At 64.1% G+C, this 19,882-nt stretch carries 12 protein-coding genes; 8 read left to right on the top strand and 4 right to left on the bottom strand.

Annotated features, from left to right (window positions below):
* Window positions 1-8: 8 nt before the first annotated feature.
* Together aztB and aztA are read right to left on the bottom strand one after the other, a co-directional pair.
* Window positions 9-884, bottom strand: a complete 876-nt coding sequence (gene aztB, locus A3A9_RS0102975; RefSeq protein ID WP_027057433.1) for a zinc ABC transporter permease AztB — start codon at window positions 882-884, stop codon at window positions 9-11.
* The gene (aztA, locus tag A3A9_RS0102970; RefSeq protein ID WP_027057432.1) at window positions 884-1,702 is read right to left on the bottom strand and encodes a zinc ABC transporter ATP-binding protein AztA; all 819 of its coding nucleotides are present in this window, start codon (window positions 1,700-1,702) and stop codon (window positions 884-886) included. The genes aztB and aztA overlap by 1 nt, the downstream gene beginning before the upstream one ends.
* A 222-nt stretch (window positions 1,703-1,924) precedes the next feature.
* Between aztA and A3A9_RS0102965 the strand changes: the two genes are divergently transcribed.
* Window positions 1,925-2,269, top strand: a complete 345-nt coding sequence (locus A3A9_RS0102965; RefSeq protein ID WP_027057431.1) for a RidA family protein — start codon at window positions 1,925-1,927, stop codon at window positions 2,267-2,269.
* Window positions 2,270-2,408: 139 nt separating this feature from the next.
* On the opposite strand, the gene hutC is transcribed toward A3A9_RS0102965, so the two are convergent.
* Window positions 2,409-3,149 carry a histidine utilization repressor gene (gene hutC / locus A3A9_RS0102960; RefSeq protein ID WP_027057430.1) on the bottom strand — a complete coding sequence of 247 codons (741 nt, stop codon included), beginning with the start codon at window positions 3,147-3,149 and terminating at the stop codon, window positions 2,409-2,411.
* On the bottom strand, window positions 3,146-4,498 hold the full coding sequence (locus A3A9_RS0102955) for a formimidoylglutamate deiminase (protein WP_027057429.1): 1,353 nt from the start codon (window positions 4,496-4,498) through the stop codon (window positions 3,146-3,148). Before A3A9_RS0102955 ends, hutC begins: the two co-directional genes overlap by 4 nt.
* A 97-nt stretch (window positions 4,499-4,595) precedes the next feature.
* On the opposite strand from A3A9_RS0102955, the gene hutI reads away from it, so the two are divergent.
* The 7 genes from hutI to A3A9_RS0102920 all read left to right on the top strand — a co-directional run bounded on the left by hutI (window position 4,596) and on the right by A3A9_RS0102920 (window position 19,711).
* Window positions 4,596-5,825: an imidazolonepropionase gene (gene hutI / locus A3A9_RS0102950; RefSeq protein WP_161634472.1), complete on the top strand. Its 1,230-nt coding sequence runs from the start codon at window positions 4,596-4,598 to the stop codon at window positions 5,823-5,825.
* Window positions 5,822-7,363, top strand: coding sequence for a histidine ammonia-lyase (gene hutH / locus A3A9_RS0102945; RefSeq protein WP_027057427.1), 1,542 nt, complete (start codon window positions 5,822-5,824; stop codon window positions 7,361-7,363). Before hutI ends, hutH begins: the two co-directional genes overlap by 4 nt.
* Window positions 7,363-8,181 carry an N-formylglutamate deformylase gene (gene hutG / locus A3A9_RS0102940; RefSeq protein ID WP_033838285.1) on the top strand — a complete coding sequence of 273 codons (819 nt, stop codon included), beginning with the start codon at window positions 7,363-7,365 and terminating at the stop codon, window positions 8,179-8,181. The genes hutH and hutG overlap by 1 nt, the downstream gene beginning before the upstream one ends.
* 23 nt (window positions 8,182-8,204) lie before the next feature.
* Window positions 8,205-8,579 carry a hypothetical protein gene (locus tag A3A9_RS38225; RefSeq protein ID WP_033838284.1) on the top strand — a complete coding sequence of 125 codons (375 nt, stop codon included), beginning with the start codon at window positions 8,205-8,207 and terminating at the stop codon, window positions 8,577-8,579.
* The gene (gene hutU, locus A3A9_RS0102930) at window positions 8,579-10,249 is read left to right on the top strand and encodes a urocanate hydratase (protein WP_027057425.1); all 1,671 of its coding nucleotides are present in this window, start codon (window positions 8,579-8,581) and stop codon (window positions 10,247-10,249) included. Before A3A9_RS38225 ends, hutU begins: the two co-directional genes overlap by 1 nt.
* A 12-nt stretch (window positions 10,250-10,261) precedes the next feature.
* On the top strand, window positions 10,262-10,840 hold the full coding sequence (locus A3A9_RS0102925) for a HutD/Ves family protein (protein WP_027057424.1): 579 nt from the start codon (window positions 10,262-10,264) through the stop codon (window positions 10,838-10,840).
* A 288-nt stretch (window positions 10,841-11,128) separates the two neighbouring features.
* Window positions 11,129-19,711, top strand: a complete 8,583-nt coding sequence (locus A3A9_RS0102920) for a GH36-type glycosyl hydrolase domain-containing protein (protein ID WP_027057423.1) — start codon at window positions 11,129-11,131, stop codon at window positions 19,709-19,711.
* Window positions 19,712-19,882 lie beyond the last annotated feature (171 nt).

Below are 19,882 nucleotides of genomic sequence, written 5' to 3'. Positions count from 1 at the left end.
TTAGGGGATCAGGCCGTTCTGTGACGGTGGTGGATGATGCGGGCGCGCAGAATGCCGCGCGTGCCGAGCAGGATCGAGGCGAAATAGACGACGCCGGCCGACAGGATGATAGCCGGGCCGGACGGCAGCGAGGCGTGATAGGACAACAGCAGCCCGGCGATGCAGGAAGCGAAACCGATCAGCACGGCGAGCACGCACATCGGCTCGACGCGTGCGGTCCAGAAGCGGGCTGCTGCCGCCGGCAGCATCATCAGTCCGACCGATAGCAGTGTGCCGAGCGCCTGGAAGCCGCCGACGAGATTGAGCACGACGAGGCCAAGGAAGATGAAATGCACCGGGCTGCCCATCTTGCTGACCGAGCGCAGGAACAGCGGATCGAGGCATTCGGCGACCAGTGCCCGCCAGAAGATGGCGAGGCTGACCAGCGTTATCGCGACAATGCCGCCAATCAGGATCAGTGCCTCGTTGTTGAGTGCCAGCACTGTGCCGAACAGCACATGCATGAGATCTACGCTGGAGCCGCGGATCGACACCATCAGCACGCCGATGGCGAGCGAGATCAGGTAAAAGGCCGCCATCGAGGCATCCTCGCGCTGGATGGTGAAGCGCGAGACAGCCCCGGCGCCGAGCGCCACGATGATGCCGGCAATCAGGCCGCCAATGGTCATCGGCAGGATTTCCAGCCCATAGAACAGGAAGCCGGCGGCCGCACCGGGCAGGATGGCATGCGCCATGGCATCGCCGGACAGGCTCATGCGCCGCAGCATCAGGAAGACGCCGATCGGGCAGGCGCCGAGCGACAGCATCAGCGAGCCGAACAGCGCCCGCTGCATGAAGCCGAAATCGGCAAAGGGTGCGATGAAAAGGCCGTAAAGCGTATCCATCAGGCAGCTCTCGGCCCAGCGCCATGGTGATGGTCATGATCGTGCCCGTGAGCATGGTCATGATGGTCGTGCCCATGAGCGTTCTCGTCGGGCTCGCACCATGGCGCGTTCTCTTCCCAGGCCTCATGAAAACGGCGGGCGCGTAACAGGTTTTCGGGCTTCAGCGTCTCCCGCGTCTCACCCCAGGCGATCGGCTGGCGGGCTAGGAGCAACGTCTCCGGAAAATTCTGGCGCACGAGATCGAGGTCATGGACGACGACCATGATGGTGCGTTCCTCGCCATGCCAGCGCTTGATCAGGGCGATCAGGTCGCCAACCGTCTTGGCATCGACGGCGTTGAATGGTTCGTCGAGCAGGATGAGGTCGGCATCCTGCAACAGAACGCGGGCAAACAGCGTGCGTTGTAGCTGGCCGCCCGACAGCGTGTCGATCGGTCGCTTCTCGAAGCCGCCGAGGCCGACCGCCATCAGCGCCTGGCTGACCGCCGCGCGATCCTCTGATGTGTAGCGGCCAAGCATGCCGCGCTTTGGCCACAGGCCAAGCGAAACCAGATCGACGACGCGCGCCGGGAAGGAGCGGTCGAGCTCCGATTGCTGCGGAAGATAGGCTGCTCGTACGCCCGGGGCGCGAACAACCTCGCCGGCCATCGGCTTCAGCACGCCGACGATACCCTTCATCAGTGTCGATTTGCCGGAGCCGTTGGCGCCGACCACGGCCGTCAGCGAACCCTTGCGGATCGTGCCGTCGAGGTGATGGATCGCCGGGTGGCTGCTGTAGCCCAGCGTCAGGTCACGGAATGTCAGGCAGGTCTGGGTCATGTCGTTCCGTGGGGCAGCGAAATCCGGCCGCGGGCAGGGGTCGATTGGATATGTGATGTTATTACATTAGTCAACAAGCCAATCGGGCGGAATTGCGACCGGCGGCTCAACTTGCCGTGAATCTCGTCTCTCACTGGTCCAAGGAGATTTGGCCCGGGCGGCCTTGCCCGAAGCCCACGCCAACTCTAAACAGTCGCCACCCATAACAGGAAGGAACCTCCCATGAGCATTCGTCGCATCGATGTTGGCCCGCGCATGAGCCAGATCGTCATACACGGCAACACCGTCTATCTGGCCGGCCAGGTCGGCGAGCCCGGCGGCAACGTCGCCTCGCAGACCCGTGATATTCTGGCGACCATCGACGAATTGCTGGCCAAGGCCGGCACCGACAAGACCAAGATCGTTCAGGCGATCATCTGGCTGGCCGACATGGGCACCTTCGCCGAGATGAATTCGGAATGGGACAAGTGGGTGCCGCAGGGCAACACGCCGGCCCGCGCCACAGGCGAAGCCAAGTTGGCTGGTCCGGAATATCTGGTCGAGATTATTGTCACGGCGGCGATCTGAGCTTTCACCCTCCCCTTGTGGGAGGGTCGCTGCGGAGCAGCGGGGCGGGGGTCGGCGCCGCCCCCCACCCCGTCTCGCCAACCTTGCTTCGCAACGTTGGCTCACCGACCCTCCCCACAAGGGGGAGGGTGAAAAGGCGCTACCCCTGCGACGGCGTGAACCTTGCCACCAGCGTGTGGCTTTCCGCCGGATAGACAAACCGGACATGCGTCACCGGATGCTCCGCACTCCAGGTGCGGCGCTCGACCACCAGGCAGGGCGCGCCGGGATCGATGTCGAGCGCATCGGCAATTGTCTCATCGGCGGCCATGGCACGGATGCGGTGTTCGGCCTCGCTCCACGGCACGCGGCCAATCAGCCAGGGCCCGGCGGCGATTTCCCGGAACTCTTCGTCTCCGGCTTCCGGAACCGCCGAAAGATTGATCAGGCGCTGCTCGAGTGCGAATGGCCGTTCGCCGGCAAAATGCAGGCCTTCGACCCATAGCAATGACCCTGCGGCGGACAGCCCGAGCAGCGCTCTGTCGTCTGCGTTGCTGCGCCGCTTCAGTCGCTCCAGCCGCTTGTAGCGATAAAGCAGGCCAAGCGCTTCGACCTCGATCCTGATGTCGTGAAGCTCCAGCACGGCTGCTTGCGACTGCGGCTGGCGCACGAAGCTACCAGAGCGGCGGCGGCGTTCGATCAGTCCGGCCTTGGCCAGCTGCGACAGTGCCTTGTTCACCGTCATGCGCGAGCAACTATACTCGGTCGTCAACTCGTGCTCGAACGGGATGCGATGGCCGGGCGCCCAGGCGCCGGACAGGATTTTTTCGCTGATGTCGGACAGGATGCGCTGGTGCAGCGAGCCGACGCTGTCAGCATCAACTGCCTCGGCCGTGCTCATGCCGACAGCGCCATCATCACAGTGCGAAACCGTTCGGCGATGGCTTCACGCCTGGCATGCCGGCCGCCGCTGACCTGTTTTTGCCCATGCACCCAGACGCAGTCGACCTTGCTGCCATTGGCGAAGATCCAGGCGTCGAGGATCGCGTCGCCGGTCTTGCCGGCCAGCGAGGGGCTGCTGGCGTCGAGCGAGACCAGATCGGCGGCCGCACCGACGGCAATCCGCGAGGCGCCGGCGCCGAGCGCGACACTGCCGCCGTCGAGTGCCGCATCGAACAGCGCGCGCCCGGTCGAACCACCGGCCACCGCCAGCACATTGCGGGCGCGGTGGGCGAGGCGTTGCGAATATTCGAGCTGGCGCAATTCGTCGGGCAGGCCAATCAGCACATTGGAATCGGAACCGACACCGAAGCGGCCGCCATGCTCCCCGAACAACGGCGCGGCAAATGTGCCGTCGCCGAGATTGGCCTCGGTGATCGGGCAAAGGCCGGCGATAGCGCCGCTCTTGGCCATCCCTACGGTTTCCGCATCGGTCATGTGGGTGGCGTGGATCAGGCACCAGCGCTGGTCGACCTCAGCGTTGGCCAGCAAGAATTCGACCGGGCGCGCGCCTGACCAGGCAAGGCAGTCCTCGACCTCCTTCACCTGCTCGGCGACATGGATGTGGATCGGTGCATTCGGCGCCAAAGCGGCAATTTGGGTCAGTTCCTCTGGCGTCGCGGCGCGCAGGCTGTGCGGCGCGACACCGACGACGGCCTGATTCAACGCGCGAACCGATTCGCGGCTTTTCTCAACAAGCCGGGAGAACCGATTCACATCGTTGATGAATCGGCGCTGGCCTTCGTTCGGCGCAGCGCCCCCGAAAGAGGAATGCGCGTAAAACACAGGCAGCAGTGTCAGGCCGATGCCGGTTTCGCCGGCGGCCGCCGCGATGCGCTCGGCCATCTCGGCTAGGTTGGCGTAGGGTTTCCCGTCACGGTCGTGATGCAGATAGTGGAATTCGCCGACGCGTGAGAAGCCGGCTTCCAGCATCTCGACATAGAGCTGCGCGGCCACCGCCTCGACCTGGTCCGGCGTCATCGACAGCGCGAAGCGGTACATCACCTCGCGCCAGCTCCAGAAACTGTCGGCTGACGGGCCGCGAAGCTCGGCCAATCCCGCCATGCCGCGCTGGAACGCGTGGCTGTGCAGATTAGGCATGCCGGGCACAAGAATGGCATGGCGTTCGTCGCCGGCCTGCGGAACTGCGCCCGCTTCGACGGCGGCGATTCGGCCTCCGTCGAGCGCGATCCTGACATTGCCTTGCCAGCCCTCGGGCAGCAGTGCCTGTTCCGCAAACATTGCCGTCATATGCGTCTCCAAATCTGCATGCTCGAGCGACGATACCACTTGCGTCGCGTTTCAATATGTATATACATAATTGTCATCCTTTCAAATGGAAAAGATGATGGTTGGAGCAAACGGGAAGAGCGGCTTTCGTCTGTGGCGCAATGCGCGGCTGGCGACCATGGCCGACGGCGCGGCGGGCCTCGGCGTCGTCGAGAAGGGCGCCGTTGCTGCCCGCGACGGGCTTATCGTCTATGCCGGCGCCGAAGCGGACATGCCGGCTTTGGCAGGGCAGGGCGCCGAGACCGTCGATTGCGAGGGCCGCTGGATGACGCCCGGCCTGATCGACTGCCACACCCATCTTGTCTATGCCGGCAACCGCGCCAACGAATTCGAGATGCGGCTGGCCGGCGCCACCTATGAAGAAGTGGCCCGCGCTGGTGGCGGTATTGTTTCCTCGGTCAAGTCGCTGCGCGCGGCAAACGAGGATGAGCTCGTCGCCCAGACGCTGCCGCGCCTCGATGCGCTGATCGCCGAAGGTGTCACTACCGTTGAGGTGAAGTCGGGCTATGGCCTCGATCTCGACAATGAGAAGAAGTCGCTGCGTGCCGCCCGTCGGCTGGCCAATGAGCGTCCCGTCACCGTCCGCACGACCTGCCTCGCCGCACACGCTCTGCCGCCTGAAGCCAAGGGTGACAAGGACGCGTTCATCGATCTCGTCGCCAAGCAGATTGTTCCGGCGGTTGCCGCCGAAGGACTGGCCGATGCGGTCGACGGTTTTTGTGAAGGCATAGCGTTCTCGCCGGAGCAGATGGCGCGCGTTTTCGATGCCGCCAAGGCCTTGGGTCTGCCGGTCAAGCTTCACGCCGACCAACTGTCCAACCTGCACGGCGCCGCGCTTGCCGCCAGCTATGGCGCGCTGTCCGCCGACCATCTCGAATACACGGACGAGGCGGGCGCTGCCGCCATGGCAAAGGCCGGCACGGTGGCGACCATCCTGCCCGGCGCCTACTACTTCATTCGCGAAACCAAGAAGCCGCCTGTCGACTTGTTCCGCCGCCATGGTGTGAAGATGGCGGTGGCGACGGACAGCAATCCCGGCACTTCGCCGCTCACCTCGCTGTTGCTCACCATGAATATGGCCGCGACCCTCTTTGGCTTGACCGTCGATGAATGCCTCGCCGGCGTCACCCGCGAGGCCGCGCGTGCGCTTGGCCTTCTCGACAAGGCCGGCACACTGGAAGCCGGCAAATCCGCCGACCTGGCGATCTGGGACATAGAGCGCCCCGCCGAACTCGTTTACCGCATGGGCTTCAATCCGCTCCATGCCCGCATCTGGAGAGGACAATGACCGAACTGACCCTGAAGCCCGGCAATGCGACGCTGGCAGACTGGCGCGCCATCTACCGTGGCGCCGTGCCGAAACTCGATGATGCCTGCCGTCCGAAGATCAAGGCGAGCGCCGAGGCTGTCGCCAGGATCGTCGCCAAGGGCGAACCAGTCTACGGCATCAACACCGGTTTCGGCAAACTCGCCAGCGTGCGCATCCCGGCCGAGGATCTCGAGACCTTGCAGCGCAACATCGTGCTGTCGCATGCCGCCGGCGTCGGCGAGCCGATGCCGGTTGCCATCGCTCGCCTGATGATGGCGCTGAAACTTGCCAGCCTGGCGCAGGGCGCCTCCGGAGTGCGCTCGCAAACCATCGAGTTGCTCGAAGCGATGCTCGCCAACGACGTCATCCCCGTGGTGCCAGCGCAGGGCTCCGTTGGCGCTTCCGGTGATCTTGCCCCGCTGTCTCACATGACGGCGGTGATGATCGGCGTCGGCGAATGTTTTACGCCGCATGGCCGCGTCCCGGCCAAGGTCGCCTTCGTTTCGCATGGCCTCGAGCCGGTGACACTGGGTGCCAAGGAAGGCCTTGCGCTGCTCAATGGCACCCAGTTTTCGACCGCCTATGCACTGGCCGCTTTGTTCGAGGCCGAAGTGCTTTACCAGTCGGCGCTCGTCGCCGGTGCCCTGTCGACCGATGCCGCCAAGGGTTCCGACGCGCCGTTCGATCCGCGCATACATATGCTGAGAAAGCACCCTGGCCAGATCGAGACTGCGGATGCGCTGCGCAATCTGATGGCCGGCAGTGCCATCCGTGAATCGCACCGCGTCGGTGACGAACGCGTGCAGGATCCGTATTGTCTGCGCTGCCAGCCGCAGGTCATGGGCGCGGCACTCACCGTGCTGCGCCAGGCGGCCGACACGCTCGGCACCGAAGCCAATGGCGTCACCGACAATCCGCTGATCTTCGCCGAGGACGACACTGCACTTTCCGGCGGCAATTTCCACGCCGAGCCGGTGGCTTTCGCCGCCGACATGATCGCACTTGCCGTCTGCGAGATCGGCTCGCTGTCGGAGCGCCGCATCGCCATGCTGGTCGACCCCGCTCTGTCAGGCATGCCGGCTTTCCTGACGCCCAAGCCCGGGCTGAACTCCGGCTTCATGATCCCGCAGGTGACAGCGGCCGCACTCGTTTCGGAAAACAAGCAGAAGGCCTATCCGGCATCAGTTGATTCCATCCCGACCTCGGCCAATCAGGAAGACCATGTTTCGATGGCCGCGCACGGTGCGCGCCGGCTGATCGGCATGGTCGAGAATGCAACGGCGGTGATCGGCATCGAACTCCTGGCTGCGGCGCAAGGCTGCGATTTCCATCAGCCGCTGGCATCAAGCAACGCGCTGGAGGCCGTGCGCAAGCTGGTCCGGGCCGAAGTGCCGCATCTCGACAATGACCGGCACTTCCACCCTGACATGGAGAAGGCAATCGCCATGGTGCGCAGTGGCGCAACCATCAGGGCTGCCGGAGCAGTCGCGCTGCCGTCGATTTCGGGAGTGGCGTGATGGCCGCCACACCCTGGCTCACCATTAGCCAAGGCACAGCACCCCTGCTGGTGTCGATCCCGCACACCGGCATCGACCTTGCCGGCCTCGAAAACCGGCTGGTCTCGCCCTGGCTCGGCCGCCGCGATTGCGACTGGTGGATCGATAAACTCTATGACTTCGCCGGCAGCCTCGGCGCCACCGTCGTCCACACCGCGATTTCGCGCACCGTCATCGACGTCAACCGCGATCCTTCAGGCGCTTCGCTCTATCCCGGCCAGGCGACGACCGGCCTATGCCCAACCGAGACCTTTGATGGCGATCCGCTCTACCGCGAAGGTGAAGAGCCGGGACCGTCGGAGGTCGACGCGCGTCGCGAACAATTCTTCGTGCCGTACCATGCCGCCTTGCAGGCCGAGATCGGCCGGCTGCGTGGCCTGCATGACAAGATCGTCCTCTACGACTGCCACTCGATCCGCTCGGTGCTGCCGCGCCTCTTCGAAGGCACGCTCCCGGTGTTCAATCTCGGCACCAATGACGGCAAGAGCGCCGATCCGAATCTGCAGGCAATGGTCAGCCAGATCATGGCCGAAACCGGCGAAACCTCTGTCGTCAACGGCCGCTTCAAGGGCGGCTGGATCACACGCCATTTTGGCCAGCCGCAAGAGGGTGTCCATACCTTGCAGATGGAGCTCTCCAACCGCGGATACATGCGCGAGCCCGAGGAAAAGGGTGAGCCGGACAATTGGCCGGTTCCGTATGACGCCGATTTCGCAGCGCCGATCCGCGCGACGCTTGAGACCATTCTGAAAACCGCGATTGCCTGGGCGCACGGCTGATCGGCATTTTTCGGGAGGACGCAATGACCGGACATGCCAGGACATTCCTTTTCGCCCTCGGGCTGCTTTCGGTTCCGGTAATTTCGGCTCCGGCTGCCGAAGTGGCCATGAAAGGCCCCGAAATTCTTGCTGCTCTCAAAGGTGCCCATGTCCAGGGCGATGGCTGGTCACAGGACTTCGACGATGGCGGGGCGACCAGCTACACCAGAGGCGACAGCCACCAGATCGGCCGTTGGGACGTGCGTGGCGACCAATACTGCTCGCTATGGCCGCCCTCCGATGCCTGGGCCTGCTACGCCATGACCATCGATTCCTCCAATCCTGCCCACGAACAGGTCACCTGGATCAGCGCCGAAGGCTCTCGCAGCACCGCGCATCTCATTCGAAAGGGACAATGATGAACAATCCTCGCCACAACATCCGCGAAGTCCGTGCGCCGCGCGGCGACAAGCTCAATGCCCGCTATTGGACGACCGAAGCGCCGCTGCGCATGCTGATGAACAATCTCGACCCCGAGGTTGCCGAAAACCCCAACGAACTGGTCGTTTATGGCGGCATCGGTCGGGCGGCGCGCACCTGGAACGATTTTGACAGCATCGTCGCCTCGCTGAAGACGCTTGGTGAGGACGAGACCCTTTTGGTGCAGTCCGGCAAGCCGGTCGGCGTGTTCCGCACGCACGCCGATGCGCCGCGCGTGCTGATCGCCAACTCCAACCTGGTGCCGCACTGGGCCAACTGGGATAAGTTCAATGAGCTCGATAGAAAGGGCCTGATGATGTACGGCCAGATGACGGCCGGCTCGTGGATCTATATCGGCACGCAAGGCATCGTGCAGGGCACCTATGAAACCTTCGTCGAGGCCGGTCGCCAGCATTATGGCGGCAATCTCAAGGGCAAGTGGATCCTGACCGGCGGTCTCGGCGGCATGGGCGGCGCCCAGCCGCTGGCTGCAGTCATGGCTGGAGCCTGCTGTCTCGCCATCGAATGCAACCCGGACTCGATCGATTTCCGCCTGCGCACCCGCTATGTCGACGAAAAGGCCGAGACGCTCGACGAAGCGATGGAAATGATCGAACGCTGGACCAAGGCCGGCGAGGCGAAGTCCGTCGGCCTGCTCGGCAATGCGGCCGAGATCGTGCCCGAAATGTTCAGGCGCGGCATCCGCCCCGATATGGTTACCGACCAGACCTCCGCCCACGACCCCATCAACGGCTATCTGCCGAAGGGCTGGACCATGGCCGAGTGGCGCGAGAAGCGTGTCAGCGATCCCAAGGCGGTCGAGAAGGCGGCCCGCGCCTCAATGCGCGAACATGTCGAGGCGATGGTGGCGTTCTGGAACGCCGGCGTGCCGACGCTCGATTACGGCAACAACATCCGCCAGGTCGCCAAGGACGAAGGTTTTGAGAACGCCTTTGCTTTCCCGGGCTTTGTGCCGGCCTATATCCGTCCGCTGTTCTGCCGCGGCATCGGGCCGTTCCGCTGGGCTGCACTCTCGGGCGATCCCGAAGACATCTACAAGACCGACGCCAAGGTGCGCGAACTCACCCCCGGCAACACCCATCTGCACAATTGGCTCGACATGGCGCGCGAGCGCATCGCCTTCCAGGGGCTGCCGGCGCGCATCTGCTGGGTCGGTCTCGGCGATCGCCACCGGCTGGGCCTCGCCTTCAACGAGATGGTCGCCAAGGGCGAGCTCAAGGCGCCGGTCGTCATCGGCCGCGATCACCTTGATTCCGGCTCAGTCGCCTCGCCGAACCGTGAGACGGAAGCGATGAAGGACGGTTCGGATGCCGTCTCCGACTGGCCGCTGCTCAACGCGTTGCTCAATACTGCGTCTGGTGCCACCTGGGTGTCGCTGCATCATGGCGGCGGCGTCGGCATGGGCTTTTCGCAGCATGCCGGCATGGTCATTGTTGCCGATGGCACGCCGGACGCCGCAAGGCGCCTGGAGCGCGTGCTGTGGAACGACCCGGCAACCGGCGTCATGCGCCACGCCGATGCCGGCTACGAAATCGCCATTGAATGCGCCAAGGAGCACCAGCTCAACCTGCCCGGCATTTTAGGGTGATAGGCTGACCTCATGCGCATCCTTCGTGCCGCCGACTACCGTGTCATGCCTTGGAAGAACGGCGGCGGCACGACAACCGAGATCGCCGTCTCGCCTGACAGCGCCGGCCTCGACGAGTTCGACTGGCGGGTCTCGATGGCGCATGTCGGGAGCAGCGGACCGTTCTCCAGCTTTGCCGGCATCGAACGCACCCTGTCGGTGCTGGAAGGCGAGGGGATCGTGCTTGATATCGCCGGCCAGCCGCCGGCGCGGCTGACGCCGGTTTCGGCGCCTTTTGCCTTTCCAGCTGATTTGCCCACCAGTGCCGCCCTAATCGCCGGCCCGATCACCGACCTCAACGTTATGACCCGCCGCGGCCGCATGTTGCATTCGGTCGAGCGCCTGGCGATTTCACGGCCTGTCGACATCGCGATCGGGGTCGGTTCGACCCTCATCCTTTGTCACAAGGGCGAAGCCGTTTTCCCGGAGGCCGGGCCCATTCGCCTCGGGCCGCTCGACACGCTGTTGCTCGGGCCGGATGCTGCTGTGCTGCGGGTTGAACCCGCTCTGAACGCGACGCTGTTCGTGATCCGGATAACCATCTCGGCCTGAAGCCTTCGCGCCAACGGTTACCGCTTGTTTCCAAACATGATCGCAGTGCTGGCGAAATATAGCGTAAGCTCTTGCCGGCATCACGAAAAAGCCCGAATCCTCTCCGCCGATCGAACTCGACGGGAAGAGGGGTGCTCGTCTTGGAATTTTTGCCGAGAGATGACGCCCTGTCGTGGTGCGGAAACAAACTTTCGGCAAGTGGGATTATGCAACCAATTGCATTTGAACCGGTTTTAGGGCCATTGCCGTGGCGGTGACGCCGCTGTGTGCCCGCTTACGGAATTTTCAATGAATATTCAGACGAACCCAGCCCAGATCGAAAAGACCAGCGCAAGCTTTCCGGCCATCACGGAAGAGCCGATAAGGTCGACATTCCTGCCGGAGGAACGCCTCCGGCTGCTCGGCGAAAGCCTGGCAAAAGGCGATCTCACCGACCTTTTCGGCCTGACCCCGTTCGATTTCCAGGCTCGTATCCGCGACAGCGCCAAGAAGATCCTCGAAGTCTACCGTTCGACCAACGCCGCGCAGGCCAAGGGTGAAACGATCACTCCGGCCGCGCAATGGCTGCTCGACAACAACTATCTGGTCGAGGAGACCATCTTCCAGGTCAAGCGCGACCTGCCGCGCCGCTTCTATCGCCAGCTGCCGACGCTGAAACTGCCCGGTGGCGGCACTGTGCCGCGCGCCCTGGCGTTGGCCTGGACCTATGTGGCGCATTCCGACAGTTCCGTCTCCGCGACCATGTTCAAGTCCATCGTCCAGGGTTTTCAGTCTGTCGAGCCGCTGAAGATCGGTGAACTCTGGGCGCTGCCCTCGCTTCTACGCTTCGTTCTGATCGAAAATCTCCGCCGGCTTGCCGTCAGGGTCAACCGCACCCGCCGGATGCGCCAGATCGCCAACGACGTGGCCGACAAGGTGCTGGCGACCGACGACAGCGCTGACCGGCAAGTGATCCTGGCCAATTTCGGCGCCCATGCCCAGGACACCACCTTCGCCACCCAACTGCTCTATCGTTTGCGCGATGGGTCGCAGAATGCCGGCAAGGCTCTGGAATGGCTGGAAGGCGAGCTCGAAAAGACCGGCTCCGATGCCGAGGAGATCATCATCTCCGAGCATCACACGCTGTCCAGCGGCAATGTGACGACCGGCAACATCATCCGCGGCCTGCGCGTCATCAACGATGTCGACTGGACGGTGTGGTTCGAAGGCGTCAGCCGCATCGACACCGTGCTGCGCGAGCGCACCGATTTCGCCGCCCTCGACTTCTTCTCGCGTGACCAATACCGCACCGCGATCGAGGAACTGGCGCGCCGCTCGAACCTGTCGGAATACCGTGTCGCCGAAAAGGCCAGTGAATTGGCCGGTCATGCCACTGGTGAGGCTGGGGCGGGCAGCACTGAAGAGGGGATTGCGCCAACCGCGTCCGCTCACACAGATGTCGGTTTCTATCTCGTCGGCCCGCGCCGGCTGGAACTGGAAAAGGCGATCGGTTATCGGCCCACTATCAGCCAGACGGTCAAGCGGACCTTCGCCAAGACCGGGTGGCTTGGCATCGTCCTGCCGGTCTTCGCGTTGACGGCCCTGCTTCTTGTCCTCACCGGCAATGCCTTGGCCAATCTCGGCCTGTCGGTAACCTCGATCGTCCTGATGCTGGCGCTGTTTGCCGTCCCGGCGAGCGAGGGCGCGCTCGCCTTCTTCAACACCGTGGTCTCGCTGTTCCTCAAGCCGACACGCCTGATCGGCTATGACTATCGGCACGGCGTGCCGCCCGAGGCGCGCACGCTGGTGGTTGTGCCGTCGCTGATCGGTTCGCGTGACGATGTCGAGGAAAACATCCGCAACATCGAAGTGCATTACCTTGCCAATCTGGTGGACGAGATCCATTTCGCGCTGCTTTCGGATTGGCCAGACAGCAAGATCGAGATCGATGCGGCCGACACCGAAATCCTCGAATATGCCCGCGCCGAGATCGCTCGTCTCAACGCCCGCTATCCCTCTGAAGGTGCGCCGCGCTTCTACATCCTGCACCGCCGCCGGCTCTTCAACGCCGCGCAAGGGTCCTGGATGGGCTGGGAGCGCAAACGCGGCAAGCTGCATGAGCTCGACCTTTTGCTGCGCGGCGACAGCGACACCACCTTCCTGCCGCTCGAAGTGCCGCTGCCGGAAAAAGTCGTCCATGTGATGACACTCGACGCCGATACGCGCACCACCCGCGATGCCGTGGCGAGCCTCGTCGGCAAGCTCTGCCATCCGCTCAACCGTCCGCATTTCGACGCCACCAAACGCGTCGTCACCGCCGGCTACACGATCCTGCAGCCGCGCATCACCGCCTCGCTGACGTCAGGCGACGAAGCCTCGTTCTTCCAGCGCGTGTTCTCGGCCAATCGCGGCCTCGACCCCTATGTCTTCGCCGTGTCGGACCTCTATCAGGACGTCTTCAGCGACGGCTCCTTCACCGGCAAGGGTCTCTACCATGTCGACGCCTTCGAGGCCGCCCTGCAGGGTCGGATCGAGGAAAACACCATCCTCAGCCACGATCTGCTCGAAGGCGCGCTGGCGCGCGCAGCACTTGTCACCGACGTCGAACTGGTCGAGGACTATCCGACCCGCTATTCGGTCGACGCCTCGCGCCACCATCGCTGGGCACGCGGCGACTGGCAGCTGCTGGGCTATATCCTCGATCCGCGCTCCGGTGTCCCGGCTTTGTCGCGCTGGAAGATGGTCGACAATCTGCGTCGCTCGCTGACGCCGATCTTCTGGGTGATGGCGGCGATTGCCGGCTGGACCTTGCTGCCGTTCACGCAGGCCGCACAATGGCAGGCCCTGCTGATCCTCAGCCTGTTCATGGCGCCGACCTTCGACATCGTCAACGCCATCTTGCCCAAGAGTGGCGACCAGACGCCGCGCGGTCATTTCTCGGCCTTGGCGCGCGACGTCGCCTTCGGCACCGCCATGGTGGCGCTGAAGATCGTGCTGATGGCGCATAATGCCTGGATGATGGGCGATGCCATTGTGCGTACGCTCTACCGGCTGTTCGTCAGCCGCCAGAACCTCCTGGAATGGCGCACCGCCTCGCAGGCGCACAAGGCCGGCGACAATGATGTCGGCTCCTATTACGGCATGATGTACGGCGCCGTGATCATCGGCTTCGTTGGCCTCGCCATTCCGGTGCTGGCCGATTCCACCGGCGCTTTCGTCGCCTTCTTCTTCGCCCTGTTCTGGATCGGCTCGCCGGCGATCGCCAGCTGGATCAGCCGCTCGGCCGAAACCGAGGATCGCCTGCGCATATCGCAGGCCGACATCCATGCGCTGCGCACCGTGGCACGACGCACCTGGCATTATTTCGAGAGCTTCGTCACGGAAGAGCATCACAATCTGCCGCCGGACAATTTCCAGGAAAGCCCGGCACCGGTCGTGGCACCGCGCACCTCGCCTACCAACGTCGGTGTCTACCTGCTGTCGGTCGTCTCGGCGCGCGATTTCGGCTGGATCAGCCTGTCCGATGCCATTACCCGCATCGACGCCACCATGACCACCATTGAGAGCATGCCGCGCCACCGCGGCCATCTCTTCAACTGGTATGACACCACGACGCTGAAGCCGCTCTATCCACTCTATATCTCGGCCGTCGACAGCGGCAATCTCGCCGGTCACCTGGTGGCGGTGGCGGCCGCCTGTGCCGAGTGGGCGGAAGCACCTTCCGTTCACCTCCAGGGCGACTTCGAAGGTATTCTCGACACGGTGACCATTCTCAGCGAAAGCCTGGATGAGTTGCCGGATGATCGCCGCCAGTTGCGGCCCTTGCGCCAGCGCCTCGTTGATCGCCTGGATGGCATGCGGCGTGCCGTCGAGACGATCAAGGCTCAGCCTGAGATGGCCTCGATCCGCACCATCAACCTTGCCGTGCTGGCGGGCGAGATCCGCAAGCTGGCCACCGCCATCCACACCGAGGCGGCATCGACCCAGAGCGACGTCATCGTCGACTGGGCGGCGAGGCTGGAAGCCACGTGCGAGGCGCATGTCCACGACGCCCACAGCGACGACAATGCGGTCGAGGCGTTGCGCGCCAAGCTGCTGACCTTGCGCGAGCGCACGCGCCGCTTCGCCTTTGAGATGGAGTTCTCCTTCCTGATGCGGCCGGAGCGCAAGCTGCTGTCGATCGGCTACCGGGTCGAGGAACACCAGCTCGACGAAAGCTGCTACGATCTTCTCGCCTCCGAGGCGCGGCTGACCAGCCTGTTCGCCATCGCCAAGGGCGACCTGCCGACCGAGCATTGGTTCCGGCTCGGCCGCCCGATTGTCGAGATCGGTTTCCAGGGTGCGCTGATGTCCTGGTCGGGCTCGATGTTCGAGTATCTGATGCCGCCACTGGTGATGAAGGAGCCGCAAGGCTCTATCCTCAACCAGACGAGCAAGCTGATCATCAAGCGCCAGATCCAGTATGGCCGCCAGAAAAACGTGCCGTGGGGCATTTCGGAAGCGGCCTACAACGCTCGTGACCGGGAACTGACCTATCAGTACACCAACTTCGGCGTGCCTGGGCTGGGGCTGAAGCGCGGCCTTGGCCAGAACACGGTGATCGCGCCCTATGCCACTATCCTGGCGGCGCAGTTCAACCCGCGCGAAGCCGTGCAGAATCTGGCCCGGCTGCGCGAGGTCGGTGCGCTTGGCCCTCACGGCTACTACGATGCGGTCGATTTCACGCCGCAGCGCGTGCCTGAAGGCACCAACCACGCGGTCGTGCTGAATTACTATGCGCACCATTCGGGCATGTCGATCGCTGCGGTCGCCGACGCGATCTTCGAGGGTCGCCTGCGCGACCGTTTCCACAGCGATCCGGTCATTGAATCGGCTGAACTTCTGCTGCAGGAAAGGGCGCCGCGCGACATCCCGACCGCGACCGTCAGGACCGAAGCCGACGAGCGCGCCAAAGACGAAACCGAAACCGAGAGCCCCGACACCCGCATCGTGCTCGATCCCCTGCGGGCGTTGCGTTCGACCAATGTGATGTCGAACGGCCGCTATTCGGTGATGGTGACCGCGACCGGATCCGGCTACAGCCGCTGGGGCGATCTGTCGGTCACCCGCTGGCAGCCGGATCCCACCGAGGACCGTCTGGGCTCCTACATATTCCTGCGTGACGTCAGCACGGGAGACTGGTGGTCGGCAACGGCGGAGCCGAAGCGAGCGGCCGAGGAAAAGGTGCAGACCCTGTTCTCCGACGACAAGGCGAGCTTCGTCAAATCGGTCGGCACGTTGCGCTCCGAGGTTGAATGCATCGTCGTTTCCGAAGGCAATGGCGAAGGCCGTCGCATCACGCTCTACAATGAAAGCACATCCGATCGTCACATCGAGGTGACGTCCTTTGCCGAACTGGTGCTGGGTACGGAGGCTTCCGACAACGCGCATCCGGCCTTCTCGAAGATGTTCGTGGAGACCGAAATCGCCGCCAACAACGGCGCGATCTTCGCCACCCGCCGCAAGCGCGATACCAGCGAGCCGGATATCACGCTGGCGCATTTCGTCACCGATCCGTCCGGACCGGCGCGCGATGCGGAGGCAGAGACCGACAAGCGCGCCTTCATCGGTCGTGGCCGCTCCATCGCCGATGCCGCTGCCTTTGATCCGGGCGCGAGACTCGGCGGCCATTCCGGCTTCACGCTCGATCCCATCGCCTCGTTGCGCCGCCAGGTGCGCGTGCCCGCCAACAAGAAGATATCGCTGACCTTCTGGACCGTGGTCGGGGCCAACCGCGCCGAGCTCGAAGATGCCATCAGCCGGCTCGACCACCAGGAGAGCTTTGCCCGCCAGGCCATGCTTGCCTGGACGCGCAGCCAGGTGCAGACCCGCCATATGGGCCTCAGCCTGACCGATGCCGCCAATGTGCAGAAACTGGCGCGCTTTCTGATCTACCCCGACGCCTTCCTGCGCCTGCCGGCCGAATCCATCGCCTCGGGCCTGGGCAAGCAGTCGAGCCTGTGGCCAACCAGCATTTCGGGCGATTTTCCGATCTTCCTGGTCAGGATCGGCGACGTCGCCGATCTGGAGATCGTTGCCCAGGCGCTGCGCTTCCAGGAATATATGCGCACCCGCGGCATGATGATCGACTTCGTCGTAGTCAACGAGCAGGCCTCGTCCTACGTCCAGGACCTGCAGCGGGCGGTCGAGACGCTGTGCGAAAACAGCCGTCTGCGCGGCAAGGAACTGGGGCCTCGCCAGCACATTTTCGCGGTGCGCCGCGACCTGATGGAGGAGACCACCTACAAGACGCTGCTCGCCGTCGCGCGGGTGGTGCTGCATACGCGTAACGGCACCATCTTCGATCAGATCGAGCGGGCCGAGGCTGCCGCCTTGCAGGCGCGCGACGCGCTTGTTCCGGCCGGATTGCCGACGTTGCGCGAAATTCCAGCGCCGACGTCGCATGCATTCTCCTCGCAGGCCGTGGTGGATGCCAGCGCCGATGGCACTGGCCTCAGCCAATGGAACGGCTTTGGCGGTTTCGACGGCGACGGCCGCCACTATGTGGTGCGTCTGGCCGGCCGGCGCACCACGCCGCAGCCCTGGATCAATGTCGTCTCCAACGCCTCGTTCGGCTTCCACACCTCGGCCGAAGGGGCTGCCTTCGCCTGGAGCCGCAACAGCCGCGACTACCAGTTGACGCCGTGGTCGAATGATCCGGTCTCGAACCGGCCGGGCGAGGGCGTCTATATCTACGATCAGGCCAGCGGCAAGGCGTTCTCGCCCATCGCCGCCGTGGTGCGCGATCCCTCGATGACCTACGAAGCCTGGCATGGCCAGGGCTTCTCGACCTTCCGCGCCAAGCGTGGGCCGCTGTCGATGGACCTCACCCATGTCGTCGACCCGATCGATCCGGTGAAGATTTCACGGCTGCGCATCCAGAATTCCGGCTCAGTGCCGGCGCGGCTGCGCGTCTATGCCTATGCCGAATGGGTGCTTGGCGGGCATCGGTCGCGCACCGCAGCGACCATCGTCCCGTCCCGTGACGGGGCCACCGGCGCGTTGCTGGCGCAAAACCCCTACGGGCTCGATTTCAGCGAGCGCGTGGCTTTCCTCGCCGCCGATGCCAATGTCCATTCGGTGACATCGGACCGCTCCGAGTTCCTCGGCCGGCATGGCTCCAGCGAGCTGCCGCAGGCGGTGCTGAGTGGGGCGGCCCTCTCGGGTCGCATCGAAGCCGGCGATGACCCTTGTGCGGCGATCGCCCGCGACGTCGAAATCCCGGCCGGCGGCGACGTGACGCTGCTCTGGCTGCTCGGCGACGCTGACTCCGCCGCGCAGGCGAGCGCGCTGGTGAAGGCGCACAGGGGCAAGGATTTCGACCAGCGCCTGGCCGACAATGAGCGCGAGTGGCGCGGTTTCCTCGACACCATCCAGGTCGAGACGCCTGACAAAGGGCTCGACGCCATGGTCAATCACTGGCTGCCCTATCAGAGCCTTGCCTGCCGCATCCGCGCCCGCTCGGCCTTCTACCAGGCCAGTGGTGCATACGGCTTCCGCGACCAGCTGCAGGACACGCTTGCCTTGCTGGCGCATGACGCAACACTGGCGCGTGACCAGATCCTCAACGCCGCGCGGCGGCAGTTCCCGGAGGGCGACGTGCAGCATTGGTGGCTGCCGCGCACGGGAGCCGGTGTGCGCACCACGATTTCCGACGACGTGGTCTGGCTGGCCCACGCCACGGCGCGTTATCTCAGTGTGACCGGCGACGCCGCTATCTTGAAGGAGCAACTGCCCTTCATCGACGGGCAGGCTCTGGGCGAGGGTGAGCACGATGCCTTCTTCACCCCCGAAATCTCGAAGAAGACGGTGTCGCTCTACGAACATTGCGCGCGCGCGCTCGACCTTGCCATCAAGCGCAGCAGCCCTGCCGGCCTGCCGCTGATCCTTGGCGGCGACTGGAACGACGGCATGAACCGTGTCGGCGACCACGGCAAGGGCGAGAGCGTGTGGCTGGGTTGGTTCCTGCTGAAGACGCTGGGCGACTTCGCCACTGTTGCCAAGACCGAGGGCGACACCAAGCACGCGCAGGCTTGGGCAAAGCATGCCGAGGCGCTCAAGCGGGCGCTTGAGAGTACGGCATGGGACGGCGAATGGTACCGTCGCGGCAGTTTCGACGACGGCACGCCTTTGGGGTCACGGACATCCGAAGAGTGCAAGATCGACTCCATCGCCCAATCATGGAGCGTGCTGTCGGGCGAGGGCGATCCGGCGCGATCGACGACGGCCATGCAGCATGCGACCAGCATGCTCGTCGACGACAAGCTCAAGATCGTCAAGCTGTTCACGCCACCCTTCTCGAAGACCGACAAGGACCCCGGCTACATCAAGAGCTATCCGCCGGGCGTGCGTGAGAACGGCGGCCAGTACACCCACGCGTCGACATGGTTCGTCATTGCGCTGGCCGAGATGGGGCTGACCGACGAAGCCTATCGCTGCTTCTCGATGCTGAACCCGGTCAACCACGCATCCGACGAGGCTTCGGCCGAGCAATATCGCGTCGAACCCTATGTGGTCGCGGCCGATATCTATGCCGGAGACGACAAGGGCGGGCGCGGTGGATGGACCTGGTACACCGGCTCGGCCGGTTGGCTGTATCGCGCGGCGGTCGAGGGTATCCTCGGCATCGAGCGGCGCGGCAAGCAGATCACGTTCCGGCCCAAACTACCCAGCCACTGGGATGGCTACCAGGCTACGCTCAAGATGCTGGGCGCCGAGATCAAGGTTCATGTCATTCGCGACAAAAAGACCAAGACAATCTCCCTTGAAGTCGACGGTGCGAAAACAAAGTCCGCGTCCTTCGAGCCAAAAGCCGGTACCCAGACCGAGATCGTGGTCAAGATACCGGGATAAAATCAACAGCTTAGGTTGTGGGTCGCGCGTCCTTCGGGGCGCGCGACACCGCGTCTTGTTTACTTGCGTGGGGTCCGTGACAGCGTCCGCCAAGCGCCTGCGCATCAGGTCCCGCCAAGCCTGTTGTGATTAAAAATGTGGCAGTGCTCGGCTGCTGCCATGATTTTGCCG

The sequence above is a fragment of the Mesorhizobium loti CJ3sym genome, assembly GCF_000472785.1.
GTDB lineage: Bacteria > Pseudomonadota > Alphaproteobacteria > Rhizobiales > Rhizobiaceae > Mesorhizobium > Mesorhizobium loti_E.
The sequence above is the reverse complement of the archived record's forward strand: the minus strand, read 5'-3'. Positions and strand labels throughout refer to the sequence as shown.

What these genes read in the sequence shown, in the direction of transcription:
- hutG (WP_033838285.1), top strand. Translation starts at nt 7,363, where the DNA reads ATGGCCGCCACACCCTGGCTCACCATTAGCCAAGGCACAGCACCCCTG.
- aztA (WP_027057432.1), bottom strand. Translation starts at nt 1,702, where the DNA reads ATGACCCAGACCTGCCTGACATTCCGTGACCTGACGCTGGGCTACAGC.
- A3A9_RS38225 (WP_033838284.1), top strand. Translation starts at nt 8,205, where the DNA reads ATGACCGGACATGCCAGGACATTCCTTTTCGCCCTCGGGCTGCTTTCG.
- aztB (WP_027057433.1), bottom strand. Translation starts at nt 884, where the DNA reads ATGGATACGCTTTACGGCCTTTTCATCGCACCCTTTGCCGATTTCGGC.
- hutH (WP_027057427.1), top strand. Translation starts at nt 5,822, where the DNA reads ATGACCGAACTGACCCTGAAGCCCGGCAATGCGACGCTGGCAGACTGG.
- A3A9_RS0102920 (WP_027057423.1), top strand. Translation starts at nt 11,129, where the DNA reads ATGAATATTCAGACGAACCCAGCCCAGATCGAAAAGACCAGCGCAAGC.
- A3A9_RS0102965 (WP_027057431.1), top strand. Translation starts at nt 1,925, where the DNA reads ATGAGCATTCGTCGCATCGATGTTGGCCCGCGCATGAGCCAGATCGTC.
- hutI (WP_161634472.1), top strand. Translation starts at nt 4,596, where the DNA reads ATGGTTGGAGCAAACGGGAAGAGCGGCTTTCGTCTGTGGCGCAATGCG.
- hutC (WP_027057430.1), bottom strand. Translation starts at nt 3,149, where the DNA reads ATGAGCACGGCCGAGGCAGTTGATGCTGACAGCGTCGGCTCGCTGCAC.
- hutU (WP_027057425.1), top strand. Translation starts at nt 8,579, where the DNA reads ATGAACAATCCTCGCCACAACATCCGCGAAGTCCGTGCGCCGCGCGGC.
- A3A9_RS0102925 (WP_027057424.1), top strand. Translation starts at nt 10,262, where the DNA reads ATGCGCATCCTTCGTGCCGCCGACTACCGTGTCATGCCTTGGAAGAAC.
- A3A9_RS0102955 (WP_027057429.1), bottom strand. Translation starts at nt 4,498, where the DNA reads ATGACGGCAATGTTTGCGGAACAGGCACTGCTGCCCGAGGGCTGGCAA.